The organism is Streptomyces klenkii, assembly GCF_003626645.1.
Lineage (GTDB): Bacteria > Actinomycetota > Actinomycetes > Streptomycetales > Streptomycetaceae > Streptomyces > Streptomyces klenkii.
Map to the genome: position 1 here is coordinate 13,272 of NZ_RBAM01000035.1, position 13,776 is coordinate 27,047.

Annotated in this window: 9 protein-coding genes; 3 read left to right on the plus strand and 6 right to left on the minus strand. The window is 70.3% G+C overall.

Annotation, left to right across the window (positions count from 1 at the left end; translation table 11 throughout):
* Positions 1-88: 88 nt before the first annotated feature.
* From htpG to D7231_RS33765, 3 genes are all read right to left on the minus strand, one after another.
* Positions 89-2,038, minus strand: coding sequence for a molecular chaperone HtpG (gene htpG / locus D7231_RS33755; RefSeq protein ID WP_120760018.1), 1,950 nt, complete (start codon positions 2,036-2,038; stop codon positions 89-91).
* 125 nt (positions 2,039-2,163) lie between these two features.
* Complete coding sequence (locus tag D7231_RS33760; RefSeq protein ID WP_120760020.1) at positions 2,164-2,616, minus strand: iron chaperone; 453 nt, start codon at positions 2,614-2,616, stop codon at positions 2,164-2,166.
* A 108-nt stretch (positions 2,617-2,724) separates the two neighbouring features.
* Positions 2,725-3,804, minus strand: a complete 1,080-nt coding sequence (locus D7231_RS33765; RefSeq protein WP_120760022.1) for an alpha/beta hydrolase — start codon at positions 3,802-3,804, stop codon at positions 2,725-2,727.
* A 297-nt stretch (positions 3,805-4,101) separates the two neighbouring features.
* On the opposite strand from D7231_RS33765, the gene D7231_RS38225 reads away from it, so the two are divergent.
* From D7231_RS38225 to D7231_RS33775, 3 genes are read left to right on the plus strand one after another with little or no spacing between them, the layout of a single operon-like run.
* A complete protein-coding gene (locus D7231_RS38225; RefSeq protein WP_267470828.1) occupies positions 4,102-4,224 on the plus strand; it encodes a hypothetical protein in 123 nt (40 codons plus the stop codon).
* A gap of 2 nt (positions 4,225-4,226) precedes the next feature.
* Positions 4,227-5,615, plus strand: a complete 1,389-nt coding sequence (locus D7231_RS33770; RefSeq protein WP_120760024.1) for an MFS transporter — start codon at positions 4,227-4,229, stop codon at positions 5,613-5,615.
* The gene (locus tag D7231_RS33775) at positions 5,587-6,828 is read left to right on the plus strand and encodes an ATP-grasp domain-containing protein (RefSeq protein ID WP_158673875.1); all 1,242 of its coding nucleotides are present in this window, start codon (positions 5,587-5,589) and stop codon (positions 6,826-6,828) included. Before D7231_RS33770 ends, D7231_RS33775 begins: the two co-directional genes overlap by 29 nt.
* A gap of 194 nt (positions 6,829-7,022) precedes the next feature.
* Here the strand turns inward: D7231_RS33775 and D7231_RS33785 are convergent, their stop codons facing one another.
* From D7231_RS33785 to D7231_RS33795, 3 genes are all read right to left on the minus strand, one after another.
* Entirely contained in the window at positions 7,023-8,129 is a 1,107-nt protein-coding gene (locus D7231_RS33785) for a DNA polymerase III subunit beta family protein (RefSeq protein WP_120760028.1), read from the minus strand.
* An 86-nt stretch (positions 8,130-8,215) separates the two neighbouring features.
* Positions 8,216-11,875 (minus strand): carboxylic acid reductase, encoded by a 3,660-nt coding sequence (gene car, locus D7231_RS33790; RefSeq protein ID WP_120760031.1) that lies wholly within the window; start codon positions 11,873-11,875, stop codon positions 8,216-8,218.
* 92 nt (positions 11,876-11,967) lie between these two features.
* The gene (locus tag D7231_RS33795) at positions 11,968-13,395 is read right to left on the minus strand and encodes an MFS transporter (protein ID WP_120760033.1); all 1,428 of its coding nucleotides are present in this window, start codon (positions 13,393-13,395) and stop codon (positions 11,968-11,970) included.
* Positions 13,396-13,776: the final 381 nt, after the last annotated feature.

Sequence of the window (13,776 nt, forward strand, 5' to 3'; positions counted from 1 at the left end):
AGCACGCGCCGACGCCGCCCGCTTGAGCGCGTCGGCGGCCTGTCCGTCTGTCATTCGGGGCAGGCCGCCCGCGCCTCGCTGAGCCGAGTTACAGCGCGCGCTCCAGACGGTCCGCCATCAGCTTGACGAAGCGGGCCGGTTCTTTCGGCTGGCCGCCCTCGGCGAGTACGGCCAGGCCGTGCAGGAGCTCGGCGGTCTCGGCGAGCTCCGCGCGGTCCTCGCGCTCCTTGTACGCCTGGTTGAGGCCCTTCACCAGCTGGTGGTCCGGGTTGAGTTCCAGGATGCGCTTGGCGCTGGGCACTTCCTGGCCCATCGCGCGGTACATGTTCTCCAGGGCCGGGGTCAGGTCCTGCGCGTCGGAGACGATACAGGCCGGGGAGACGGTGAGGCGCGAGGACAGACGTACCTCCTTGATGTCCTCGTCCAGCTGCTCCTTCATCCAGCCGAGCAGCCCGGCGTACTCCTCGGTCTGCTTCTCGCGCTCGTCGTCGGCGGCGTCCTCGTCCTTGGGGTCGAGGTCGATCTGCCCCTTGGCGACGGACCGCAGCTTCTTGCCCTCGTACTCGCCGACGGCGTCGGCCCACACCTCGTCGACGGCGTCGGTGAGCAGCAGCACCTCGATGCCCCGCTCCCGGAACGCCTCCATGTGCGGGGAGTTCTCGATGCTCTGCCGGGACTCGCCGGTCAGGTAGTAGATGTCGTCCTGCCCGTCCTTCATCCGCTCCACGTACTGCTTGAGCGTGGTCGGCTCGGTGTCGTGGTGCGTGGTCGCGAACGACGCTACGGCGAGGAGGGCGTCGCGGTTCTCCGGGTCGGTGACCAGGCCTTCCTTCAGGACGGTGCCGAACTCCCGCCAGAGCGTGGCGTAGCGGTCCTGGTCCTTGGCCATCATGTCCTTGACGGTGGACAGGACCTTCTTCGTCAGCCGGCGCCGCATCATCTCGATGTGGCGGTCCTGCTGGAGGATCTCGCGGGAGACGTTGAGCGAGAGGTCCGCCGCGTCGACGACTCCCTTGACGAAGCGGAGGTACGGCGGCAGCAGCGCCTCGCAGTCGTCCATGATGAACACGCGCTTGACGTACAGCTGTACGCCGCGCTTGGCGTCCCGCGTGAACAGGTCGTGGGGGGCGTGGGCGGGGAGGAACAGCAGGGACTGGTACTCGAAGGTGCCCTCCGCCTGGAGCCGGATCGTCTCCAGCGGGTCGCGCCAGTCGTGGGCGATGTGCTTGTACAGCTCGTGGTACTCGTCGTCGGACACCTCGCCGCGCGGGCGCGCCCACAGGGCCTTCATGGAGTTGAGCGTCTCGGGCTCGGGAGCCGCTTCGGGTTCGGCCGCCTCGTCGCTCTCGTCGGCTGCGGCAGGGGCAGCGGCCGGGGCCTCGGGCATCATCCGGACGGGCCAGGTGATGAAGTCCGAGTACCGCTTGATGATCTCCCTGATCTTCCACGGGGAGGTGTAGTCGTGGAGCTGGTTCTCCGGGTCGGCCGGCTTGAGGTGGAGCGTGACCGAGGTGCCCTGCGGGGCGTCCTCGACCTTCTCCAGCGTGTACGTGCCCTCGCCGCGCGATGCCCAGCGGGTGCCCTGGCTCTCGCCCGCGCGCCGGGTCACCAGGGTGACCTCGTCCGCCACCATGAAGCCGGCGTAGAACCCGACGCCGAACTGGCCGATGAGCCCTTCCTCCCCGGCCGCGTCCTTGACCTCCTTGGCCTCCTTGAGCTCCTGGAGGAACTTCGCGGTGCCCGAGTTGGCGATCGTGCCGATCAGGCGTCCGACCTCGTCGTACGACATGCCGATGCCGTTGTCCCGCACGGTGAGGGTGCGGGCGTCCTTGTCGACGTCGATGTCGATGTGCAGGTCGGACACGTCGGCGTCGAGCGAGTCGTCCCACAGCTTCTCGAGGCGTAGCTTGTCCAGCGCGTCGGAGGCGTTGGAGACGAGCTCCCTCAGGAAGACATCTTTGTTCGAGTAGACCGAGTGGATCATCAGCTGCAGCAGCTGACGGGCCTCTACCTGAAACTCAAAAGCTTCGGCCGGCATGTTCGCGAATACCTCACAGGTCCTGTTGCCAGATCTGGACGGAAGACACTGTAAAACACCATGTCAGGACAGTGGCCGGGATGTGAGAGCAGTGGCTTGATCCGCGCTGTGCGTACGGGATCGGATCAGCTCACTGCGCGCTTCACGAGCTCGGCTATGCGCGCCTCCACCTCGGGCGTCACCTCGGTCAGGGCGAATGCGGCCGCCCACATCGGGCCGTCGTCCAGCTTCGCCTGGTCGCTGAACCCGAGCGTCGCGTAGCGCGCCTTGAACTTCTCCGCGCTCTGGAAGAAGCAGACGACCTTGCCGTCCAGCGCGTAGGCGGGCATCCCGTACCAGAGCTTCGCCGCGAGGACCGGGGCGTTGGCAGTGACGACGGCATGGACGCGCTCGGCCATGATCCGGTCCGGGTCCTGCATGGCTGCGATCTTCGCGAGCACGTCCCGCTCCGCCTCCGCGGCCTTGTCCGCACGCGAGCTGCGGCGCGCCGCCGTCTTCAGCTCCCGGGCGTGGTCCTTCATCGCGGCCCGCTCCTCGTCCGTGAACCCCTCGAACGCGCTGCTTCCGGTGCTGCTCATGACGGAACTCCCCCTTGAGGACCTTGTGTACGGAACCTTCAAAGGGACCCTAGCCCGGCCCACTGACATTCGACCGGCGTCTCATCGAGTGCCGGGTTCGTGAGCCGCTCACCCCTTCCTTGAGGTGGTCCTTGAAGCGGCCCCTGGGGCGGTCCTTGTTGCGGGCTGGGCGAGGAGGCGCTGGAGCCAGCGGGTGCGGGCGTTCTGGGCGTCCTGGGTGAGGGTCGCTCGGGGGGCCAGGCTGTCGAAGCCGTGGTAGGCGCCGGGCCATACGTGCAGTTCGGCCTGGCCGCCGGACTGCCAGATCGCGTTGGCGTAGGCGACGTCCTCGTCCCGGAACATTTCGGCCGAGCCGACGTCGATGTAGGCCGGGGGGAGCCCGGAGAGGTCCGCGGCGCGGGAGGGGGCCGCGTAGGGCGGCAGGTCGGCAGTGCCGTAGCGGTCGCCCAGCAGTGCCTTCCAGGCGGTCGCGTTGGAGGTGAGGTCCCACGTGCCCCGGCCCGTCATCTGGTGGCTGGAGAACGTGCTGTTGCGGTCGTCGAGCATGGGGCACAGCAGCAGCTGCCCCAAGGCGCGGGGGCCGCCGCGGTCCCGGGCCAGGAGGGCGAGGGCCGCAGCGAGTCCGCCGCCGGCGCTCTTGCCTCCGACGATGATGCGGTCCGGGTCGATGTCCAGTTCGGCCGCGTGGCCGGCCGCCCAGACGAGTCCGGCGTAGCAGTCCTCCAAGGGCTGCGGGTACTGCGCGTGCGGCGCCAGCCGGTACTCGACCGAGATGACGGCCAGTCCCAGCGGGAGGGCCCACTCCCGGAGAATCCGCGGAAGCACGGACCAGGCGTTACCCATGATCATTGCTCCCCCGTGCATGTAGTACAGCAGCGGCAGCGGACCGGCGAGCCCGGACGGCCTCGCGCTCACGAGCGTGACGTCCGGTCCGTCCGATCCATCCGGCCCGTCCGGCGGTCCCGGAACGCGAAGTTCCGTGACCTCGAAGCAGCCGTCGGCGCGCAGGGCCTCGGCCGTCGGCCTGGGGCGGGCCGCGGCGTCCCGCTCTTGCCGGGCCTGGAGGTTGTCCGGCGTGAGGGGTTCTCTCGGCTCCTTGCCGCCGGGCCTCAAGGCCGCCAGTGCGGCGTCCAGTTCGGGGTCGAAAGGGGGTACCGCCTTGGACTCCGGGGCGCGGTCAGCATTCATGATCCATCCTCCGGTCGGCGGTTCCGTTCCCCACGTGTGGGTCCGGAACCTCTGTGGGTCCGGAACCTCCCGACGGTAGTTGGCCGTCGCCGCCGGCTCCACCCGTAACGGCGTGATCATCTTCATAGGTCACAACCGCCGAACCGGGGGTAAAAAGAACGGACCGCTGGGTCCGTTTCCGTATGTGCCGGTCGTCGTGACGTCGGTACCGCACGAAGCAGGGGGCCGGCAGTGGTCGCTGGTTCGCTGGCGTCTTGGCCCCGTGTTGCGGTGCCCGGACCGTACGGAAGGGCACACATGACAGACCGTCTCGTCATCCCGGGCTGGCGCTGCGACGGCCTCCTCGCCGGCAGCGCGGCGCCCTGTGCACGCGTGCTGCACGCCCCGGCCGCCTGGCGCGGAGAGTCCGTGCGGTGGTGAGCATGAAGCGATCCCGTACGGCTGCGGGCGGCGAGGTCGCCGGTGACGGCGGTCCGCTGAGTGCCCGGCAGCTCACCGCGCTGGTGGTGGCGCGGGCGACGAGTTGCGCGGGCTTCTTCGCCGTGCTGCCCTACCTCGGGCTGTGGCTGGTGGACTCCCGTGGTCTGACCGGGGCCGACGCCGGCCTGGTGGTGGGCGCCGCGATCCTGGCCAACCGGGCCGGCGGGGTGCTGCTGGTGCCGCTGATCCACCGCCTGGGCCTCAAGGCCTCGGTCGGCGCAGGGTATCTGGGGGCGGCCGTCGCGTTCGCCGTGCTCGGAGCGGGTCTGCGCCTGCCTGCCTACGGCTGGCTGGTGCTCGCCGCGCTGGCCGGACTGTCCCTGGCGATGGCGACGACGGCCATGAAGGCCCAGGTCGCGGCGTTCCCGCCCGATCAGCGGCTGCGCGGGTTCAGTTACCTCAACATGGCGGTGAACGCCGGTTCCGCGGTCGGCCCGGTCATCGGGGGCGCCCTGCTGGAGTGGCACGCCGGCTGGCTGCCGCTCGCGGCTGCGGTGCTCGACCTGGTGGCCCTGGCCGCGGTGCCCGCGCTGCCGGGCGCGTGGCGGGCGTCCGAGCCTGCGCGGCAGGCCGCCGCCGACGGTGGCGGTGACGGTGGCGAGAAGGGCCAGGGCCGGGCCCGGTGGCTGCCGCAGCGTCCCTTCGTGGCCTTCTCGCTGCTGGTGTGCGGCACGTGGGTGGCCTACGCGCAGGTCTTCGACGTCCTCCCCGCCTACCTCGGGGACGCCATCAGTACCCGCGACCTGGGCCTGGTCTTCACCCTCAACGCCGTCCTGGTCGTGGCCTTGCAGGTGCCCGTGTCCGCACTGTCCCGCCGGGTGCTGAGCCGCCCGCACGCAGGCTTCGGCCTCCTGTGCACCGCGGCCAACGTGATCCTCGCGGCCGCCGTGCTGCTGTTCGCCTTCGGCCGCACGGGCGGCCTCGGGCTGATCCTCGCCGCCATGGTGCTCTTCACCCTGTCCGAACTGGTGTGGAGCCCCCTCTACGACGCCCAGGTGAGCGAGCGCCGCGGCAAGCTGTCCACCACAGCCGCGTACGCCCTCGCAGGCGTGGCATGGGGCGCCGCCGAATCGGCCGGCGCCTGGCTCGGCACGCTCCTGGTGGTCCGCCCCGGCGAGGCGGGAGTGCTGTCACCGGCAGCGGCACCGTACTGGGGTGCGGCCGCGCTCGCCCTGCTCACCGGTCTCGCCATGTCCTGGAGCGGCCGCCGTCGTACGCCCGACACCCCGCTCAGCGGTCACGAAAGGAACTCCCGCTCCCATGACAACTCCCATTCCCATGAGAACTCCCACGACGACTCCCATGACGTGGATATGCCTGCTCGGCCCTAGCACCGCCGGAGCCCGGGCCATCGCCCTGCACGGCCACCGGCTTGTGGTGCTCGCGTCACCGGGCGAGGCGGTACCCCGCGAAGTCACGGCCCACGCCGAACGCGTCGTCTTCTGCGACATCACCGACCACGACGCGACCAGATCCGTCGTCGACCGCCTGACCGCGGAACTCGGGCCGCCGCGCCTGGTCGTCTCCTTCACCGAGCACGCCCAGGAGGTCAGCGCCCGCATCGCCACCGGCCTGGGGCTCACCTCCGTCTCCCCCGCGGCGGCCGCTCACGCCCGCGACAAGGCGGCCATGCGCCGCCTCCTCGCCGACACGCCCTACGCGTGGCCGTACGCGGCCGGTACCGCCGACGAGGTCGCCACCGCGGTACGCGCCGAGCCCGACGGCGTCTGCTGGATCGTCAAGCCGGCCGACGGGGCGGGGAGCGCCGGGGTCACGGCTCTGGAGTCGTATGCCGACCTCGAAAGGTGGCACGCGAAGGTCACGGCCGGGCAGGGGCCCCGTACGCAGGGGACCGCCGGCGAACAGGCCGGCGCGGTCCGCTACATCGCCGAGCATGCCGCGACCGGCCCCGAGTACAGCGTCGAGGCGGTCAGCGCGGCCGGACAGCACACTGTCCTGGCCATCACCGCGAAGCAGACCACCGGCAGCCCTCGTTTCGTCGAGACCGGGCACGTCGTGCCCGCTCCCCTGCCGGAGGAGGACGGCGAGCGGCTGAAGGACGCGGTGCGCTGCGTCCTGGACCGGCTCGGGATCCACCACGGCGCCAGCCACACCGAACTGCGGCTGGACCCGGTGCACGGTCCCGTCGTCATCGAGACGCACACCAGGGTCGGCGGGGACTGCATCCCCGAGCTCGTCGCACTCGCCACGGGCCGGGACCAGTACGACCACGCGATAGCGGCTCTGCTCGGGACGGAGCCTGCGCAGCCCTCGGCCCCGGCCGCGCCGGCCGCAGCCATCAGCTTCGTCACGCCCCCCGCCCCGGGCACCCTCACCGGCCTCTCCCTCACGCCCGCGCACGGCATCCTTCGCTGGCAGTTCGACCGCGTACCGGGCGCCGACCTCACCGAGCTTCACAGCTCCTACGACCGCATCGGCTACGCGATTGCCCTCGGCGGGACTCCTGCTGAGGCGATGCGGACCGCGGCCGAGGCCACGGCCGGCGTCCAACTGCAAGTCGCTGCCCCGGAGCTCTCACTCTGATCCGCCCTGCATTGGCCTCCTGGCCCGGGCCGCTCGGAGCCGGGCTTGCGGGCCCGACGCCGTCCCGGCCCGACGTCTTCGTGTGGGAACACGAGGACGACAGCCGTCGGTGGGTCGCCCGGGATCTACAGGACTACCTCGGGCGGAGCCTCTCCTCAGATGACGGGGATGACTGGTACCGGTAGATCCCCCTCTCACCCCTTCCCGTCCGCCGACGTGTCGTGGACCGGCATGACCAGAGTGGTGAAGCTTCCCTGGTCTGCGGAGCGGACTATTACGGGCCCGGACGGGGATGAGATTTCCAGCAGTACGTCGGGGCCGACGCCGGCGTCGAGTGCTGGGAGGAGTACTCCCGGGTCGAAGGCGATGCGCAGCGGCGGGCCCGTGCAGATGGCGGGCGGCGTGGAGGGCGCCGAGCCGCGCGGTGTGAGGGTGAGTTGCTGATCGTCGGCGCGTAGGGTCAGGGGTCCGTCGTGTCCGGCGGCGGCGATCGCCGCGCGTAGCGCGGTCCGGTTCGTGATGATCCGGTGGCGGGTGGCCGGCAGGTTGTCCAGGATCATGCGGTAGTCCGGGAACGTCCCGTCGGCGGTCGGGAGGTCTCGTACGGCTGTGTCGCTGTGCAGTCGCACGCCCTGCTCGTCCGCTTCGATGCGGATTTCCGGCATACGCAGGGCCCAGCACGCCGCCTTCTTCAGCTTCGCAGCTTCGACCAGGATCCGGCACGGGTCGCCCCCGATGGGCCCGATCGGCCCGATGGAGGTAGGGCGCAGCGCGCGGACCGACAGGCGGTAGCGGTCCGTGGCGACGAGCCGGACCTCCTGGTGGTCGAGTTCTATCAGGACGCACCCGAGTACCGGGAACTCCTCCCGTAGCGCAGCGGACGCCACTGCCGGGGCGACCTGGCGTACGGCGCTGGCCAGTTCCGCCCCACCGAGCCGTGCCACGGCAGTACGGTGCACTCCTCCGGGCAGGTCGCGGAGGATCTCCTCGATCGCCGACCGGGCCGACGCCGCGGTCTCGCGCGCCCGTACGGCGTGCCCTTCCAGTACGGCGCGGGCTTCCTCGCGTGTGCCGTCGAGGACCACCGAGGCGTCGGTGAGCGGCATTCCGGCCTCGCGCAGCCGCCGGACCAGGACCGCCCGGGGTTCCTGGTCCGCGGCGTAGTAGCGGTAGCCGGTCGCGTCGTCCACGTGGGCGGGGCGCAGCACGTCGCAGTCGTCGTAGAACCGCAGGGCGCTCGGGGCCAGCCCGACCCTGCGGGCGAAGGCGCCTATGTTCATCAGCGCGTCGTTCTCGTCCATGGCTGCGATTCTCGGCCTTCAAGCAGCTTGAAGGTCAAACCTCCTCCCCCGGCCCCGCCCGCTCACTCGCCCGCCCGCCCGCGCGGTCAGAGAAGGCCGAGCGCCTTCAGGTCCGCAGCGCACTTGTCGATGAATTCCGCCGAGAGGGACGGTATGGAGCCCCCGCCGGCGCCGGACTCGGCGACGGCCGTGATGAATCGTTCAGCCGGCACCATGGAGCTCGTTCTCGGCTCGGTCGGGCGGGCGTACGCTCGCATCAGGGGAAGCATCGACAGCCGGCGTTGGTGATCGGGTAGGCCTCTCAGGGCCGCCTCGAACCGTACGCGCCATTGTTCGTAATCGTCGAACCGGGTGATCGGGTGGCCCGCGCGGATGAGCCAGTCGACGATCTCGTCCAGCGAGACGTCGTCGTCGTTGGCGTTGACGCTGTTGTACGTGACATAGCCGTAGGTGTAGCCGTGGCCGTCGCCGTATCCGTCCTGGCTCCGTGCGCTGAGCGAGGCGATCGCTTCGGCTGTGAAGTCGACGGGCAGTCCGCTGTAGTGGGCGCGCCGGCGGTTGCCGTTCGCGTCGAGCCGGTGGAAGGAGCGCGGTGCCATGCCCGTCGCGGCGACGCTGAGGATCAGCCGGGTGAACCGGTCGGGGAGGTTCAGCTGTCCGGGCAGGCGGCTGTGGGCGAGGATCATGTCGGGGCGGAACACCGCGGCCGGCAGGCCTGTTCTGTCGTGCGCTTCCCGGAGGAGGACTTCGCCGGCCCACTTGCTGGTGGAGTAGCCGTTCGCGTCGGAGTCGTTCAGCTGCCGTACCGGGGAGGCCGTACGGACGTCGGCCGTCTCGTCGAGGAACGTTCCGTCGGGCATCATCGCTGCCGCGATGGTCGACACGTAGGCGAATTTCTTCATCCGGTGGGTGAGCGCGAGCTCGATCAGCTCGGCTGTCGCGACGACGTTCGGCTCGAAGAGCCGGCTGTACGGGAGGACGTGGTTGACCAGGGCGGCGGAGTGCACGATGCGGTCGGTCTCGGCTGCCAGCCTCTCCCAGGTCGTACGGTCGAGGCCGAGCTTCGGCGCGGACACGTCCGCGGCCAGGACCTCCAGGTGCTGCGCCGCGACGGCGTCGAACCAGTCGGTCCGGTCCGCGGCCGCGCCGCGCAGGCACTGGAGGACGCGTTGCTCGGCGGCCGCGTCGTCGGCGCCGCGGGCGAGGACGGTCAGCCGGGCGCCCGCTGCGGCGACGCGCTCCAGCCACTCGACCGCCAGGAACCTGCCGAGGTATCCGGTCGCTCCGGTGAGGAGGACGTTGCCGGTCGCCGGCGGATCGGTCCGGTTCGGTGCGTCTGGCGCCTCCGATGCCTTCGGGGCCCGCGCCAGGACCTGCTCGTCGATGAACCGGTCAAGGGTCAGGTCGCTCGCCCTCACCTCAGTGGCTCCGCGACCGTGTACCGAGGCGAAGGTGGGGCGAGGAATGGCTGCCGCTCCCGGTGCCGCACTGAGGCTGAGGTGGTTCGCGATGCCGGCGAGCGTCGACGTGGGGCTCAGGACGGTCTGGACCGGGACCTCGGTGTCGAATATCTGCTCAAGGACCGTCGAGAAGGTGAGCGCTGACAGGGAGTCGCCGCCCAGGTCGGTGAAGGCGGCCTCCGGCACGACCATCGACGCGGGGTATCCGAGGGTGATCTGGACCGCGGCGAGGACCGCGTCCAGCGGCTCGGCGCTCCGGCCCGCCGCCCGTAGCGCCGCGATGCGCCCGGCCCTGCCGTCGGCGATGTCCGCGTACCGCTGCTCCAGCTGTGCGCCGTAGCGCTCCTTGAGGGCGGGGCGCAAGAGCTTGCCGACCCCTGACAGGAGACCGTTCTCGATCGTGAAGGGCTGCGGTTCGAGGATGACGTCGTACGGGATTTCGTACGAGTCGAGGCCGGCGTCGCGGGCGAGCTCGCGCATCGAGTCCAGGATCCTTGCGCGGATCGCGGCATCGTCGTCCGGCCGCCCCGGCTGCTGCTCCCGGTCCGTGACGACCACCGCCAGCAGGAACGCCTGCTCGCTGCTGCCGTAGACGTAGATCTGCGAGACGTACGGGCTGGTGGCGTACAGCGCCTCCAGCTTGGACACGGCGACGAACTCCCCCTGGGAGAGCTTCACGACGTTGTTGATGCGGTCGACGTAAACCAGCCGGTCGGGTGCGAGCTCGGCGACCACGTCACCGGTCCTGTAATAGCCGTCCTCGTCGAAGGCGCGTGCGGTGGCCTCGGGCTGCTTGTAGTAGCCCTGCACCAGCCCGGTCGACTTCAGCCGGAGCTCGCCCCGGGGGTGCGGCTTGTCGGTCGCGAAGTATCCGAGTTCTGGTACGTCCACCAGCCGGTAGTCGATCACCGGGGGCCGGCGCACCTGCTGGTCGACGATGACCGGCCGGGTCGTCTCCGTCGATCCGTAGCAGTCAACGACCTTCGTGCCGAGGACCGCGGCCATGAACGTGTGCATCTGCGACGACAGCGGCGCGCTGCCGCACAGGGCGCTGACGATCCGGCCACCGAGCATGTCGTCGCGGACCCGGGTGAGAGCGGCCGTCTCGGCGTCCGCTCGGGCGAGGCCGGTACGGGAGAGGCGGTCGGCTTCGAGGAGGTACCGCTGGTGGACCATGTCGCAGATCCTGGGCACCAGGCTCAGCACCGTGGGACGCGCCAGTCCGATGTCGTCGAACAGCGTCGACATGTCGCTGCGCGCCGTGTAGAAGCCGACCCCGCCGGAGGCGAGGCCGGAAATCAGCCGGGCGCGGCCGTTGACGTGGCTCATGGGCATGTAGTGCAGGACGATCGTCGGCACCGGTTTGTCGCTGCCCGGCGCGGCGTTCGGCATGCCGGTGCGGCTGTTCTGCCACATCCTCGTGATCACGGATGCGGTGTACATCGCGCCTTTGGGTGCGCCGGTGCTGCCGGAGGTGTAGATCAGGCCGACCAGGCGGTCCGGGTCGCCGTCGTCACGGGGTTCCAGGACGGGCAGCCGTCGGCCGCGGCCCAGCTCCTCCTGGAGCGGCACGACGGGTGCTCGCCCGCTCAGCTTGTCGACGGCGGTTCGGAGGGTCTCGCGGTGGTCGTCCAAGCGCGGGTCGTAGTCGAAGACGACGAGGCGCTGGATGGAGTCGGTGGCCAGGACGGCTTCGACCGCGGCGCCGAGCGACGCGAGGTCGGCCGCGAGGATCCGCGGCTCCGTCTCGGTGAGGATGGGCGCCAGTCGTGCTGCGGACCATCCCGTGGGCAGGGGGACCGACACCGCGCCCAGGTACATGCAGGCGAGGTCGATCGTGGCGTAGTCGGCGCTGGTGAATCCGAGCACCCCGATGAAGTCGCCGGCGCGCAGGCCGCCCGGTACGCAGCCGGCCCAGGCGGTGGCGAGGCTGCCCACCTGCTGCCACAGTTCGGCGTAGGTCACGGTCTCGAAGTGCGGGAGGAGTTCAGCGGTGCGGCGGCCGGTGGCGGGGTCCTCGACGATGCGCTCGGCTCTCCGTCCGAGCGCCGGCCGGTCGGCATAGCCGCTCATGGCGGCCGAGATGGTCCCGATGAGGCTGCCGTCGGCGCGGCGGATGCCCTCCACGACGCTCGGCGACGGAACGGCGCGGGCGAATTGGGGGTCGTCGGCGTGGAGTGCGTCGACGCGGGCGGCGATGGCACGGCTCGCTTCGTACGCGGATCGGTGCTCGATCCGGTGCTCGGATTGGGGCTCGGATCGCTGCTCAGGGGGGTGCTCATTCATGAATGTCCTCCGTTGGTGAGGGAGCCGGCGCTTCGGGGCGCCGGGACGCGGACATCGCGATGGCCTTGCTCTCGCCGCTCTCGCTCCTCTCGCTACGTGGTCCGAGGGGCCGCCTGATCGGGCTTCTGCTCGGGCTTCTGGGCGGCCCGCTTTCGGCCGGCGAGGCCGACGGCCGCCGCCATCAGCAGGTACGCCGCCACGGCCGCCAGCGCCGGTGCGGCGATGCTGTCCCCGGACTGGAGACCGCCGAGCAGGGCGATGCCGATCGTGGTTCCCGACTGCCGTGCCGCCGACAGCAGCCCGCTGGCGATCGCCGAGCGGTGCGGCGGCGCCGTCGCCATGACCAGGGAGATCTGGGGGACGGTCGCGAGGCCGAAGCCGAGTCCGATGAAGACGAGCCCGATGCAGGTGCCGAGCGGGGCCTGACTGCCCAGGAAGACCAGGAGCAGCCCGCCGGCCAGTGTCAGGGCGACCGCGGTGACCAGGACCCGCAGGGGGCTGTGCTTGGCGTTGACGCGCCCCGCGACCAGGGGCATGAACGTGATCGGCAGTGCGGACGGCAGGAAGCACAGGCCGGTGGTGACCGGGCCGTAGCCGCGCACCTGCTGGAGGAAGACGCTGATGGAGAACACCAGGCCGTAGTAGCCGAGGAAGAGCAGGAGGCCCACCATGACGAAATTGCCGAATCCCGGTGCCCGGCGCAGGTCCTTCGGAATCATGGGGAACGCGTAGGTGCGCTGCCTGACGACGAATGCGGCGAGCGCTACGAGGGCGGTCGCGTATGCCGCTATGGGCAGGGGCCGGGTCCACCCCAGTTCGCGGCCTTCGGTGAGCGCCAGCGCGACGCTTCCGAGGAAGACGATGCCGAGGAGCTGGCCGACGATGTCCTGGGGCTCTTTCTTCGCCTCGGGTTCGCCGCGGGGCATGTGACGTGCCGAGAGCCACAGGATGGCCAGGACGACCGGTATGTTGACGAGGAAAATGCTCCGCCAGCCGACCGCGGAGACGAGGGCGCCCCCGAGAATGGGGCCGAATGCGACCGGGCTTCCGGCGACCGTCGCCCAGATGGCGATGGCTTTGGCGCGCTTGTCCGGGTCTTTGTAGGTGTCGGTGATCAGCACCAGGGTGGCGGGCACGAGCAGCACCGCGCCGAGCCCTTGCAGGACCCGCATGGCGACGAGTACGGAACCGTTGGGCGCGACTCCGCAGAGCACGGACGCCAGCCCGAATATGCCGATGCCGAGGCGGAACGCGGGGACGGAGCCGAATCGCCCGACCGCGGCGGCTCCGGCGAGCACGAGGCTCGCGAGAACGATGACGTACGCGTCGACGACGAGCTGCATCGTCGCCAGGCTCGCGTGCAGGCTGGAGCGCATCGCCGGAATCGCGACGTTGACGATGCTGATGTCGATGACGAGCATTCCGTAGCCCAGACAGGCAACTGTCAGGACGCGTCGAGGTCTTACGGGGGCATCTCTCGCGTTCGGCGTTCGGCTGTCGAGACTGGTCGAGTTCGTCATGATGCGGCCATTTCGCAGAGACAGTGGGCCTGTTGATCTTGTTGCGGAAGCGTATGCATGGCTGCACCGACGGCGTCAACCACCGCGTCGTGAGGCCGACCGAATACGACCGATAAGTTCAACTCGGAGGCACGGCATGAGGCGTGGCAAGAGGCGTGCCATATCGGATCCCCTCATTCCATTCGGAGGCTGGCGATCCATATGGTTGAGGGGCGGGCCGCAACGCATGACGCGACGAATGAAGAGAAGGCCGCCCGCTAGGCAGTGTCTGGTGGCTCTTTGATGAGGTCGCGGAGCCAGATGACGATGGCGGCGGTGGCCAGGGTGCCGTGGAAGATGTAGTCGCGCTTGTCGAAGCGGGTCGCGACTGCCCGGTGCTGT

What these genes read in the sequence shown, in the direction of transcription:
- D7231_RS33770 (WP_120760024.1), top strand. Translation starts at nt 4,227, where the DNA reads ATGAAGCGATCCCGTACGGCTGCGGGCGGCGAGGTCGCCGGTGACGGC.
- D7231_RS33765 (WP_120760022.1), bottom strand. Translation starts at nt 3,804, where the DNA reads ATGAATGCTGACCGCGCCCCGGAGTCCAAGGCGGTACCCCCTTTCGAC.
- D7231_RS33760 (WP_120760020.1), bottom strand. Translation starts at nt 2,616, where the DNA reads ATGAGCAGCACCGGAAGCAGCGCGTTCGAGGGGTTCACGGACGAGGAG.
- D7231_RS33785 (WP_120760028.1), bottom strand. Translation starts at nt 8,129, where the DNA reads ATGGACGAGAACGACGCGCTGATGAACATAGGCGCCTTCGCCCGCAGG.
- D7231_RS38225 (WP_267470828.1), top strand. Translation starts at nt 4,102, where the DNA reads ATGACAGACCGTCTCGTCATCCCGGGCTGGCGCTGCGACGGCCTCCTC.
- D7231_RS33795 (WP_120760033.1), bottom strand. Translation starts at nt 13,395, where the DNA reads ATGACGAACTCGACCAGTCTCGACAGCCGAACGCCGAACGCGAGAGAT.
- htpG (WP_120760018.1), bottom strand. Translation starts at nt 2,038, where the DNA reads ATGCCGGCCGAAGCTTTTGAGTTTCAGGTAGAGGCCCGTCAGCTGCTG.
- car (WP_120760031.1), bottom strand. Translation starts at nt 11,875, where the DNA reads ATGAATGAGCACCCCCCTGAGCAGCGATCCGAGCCCCAATCCGAGCAC.
- D7231_RS33775 (WP_158673875.1), top strand. Translation starts at nt 5,587, where the DNA reads ATGACGTGGATATGCCTGCTCGGCCCTAGCACCGCCGGAGCCCGGGCC.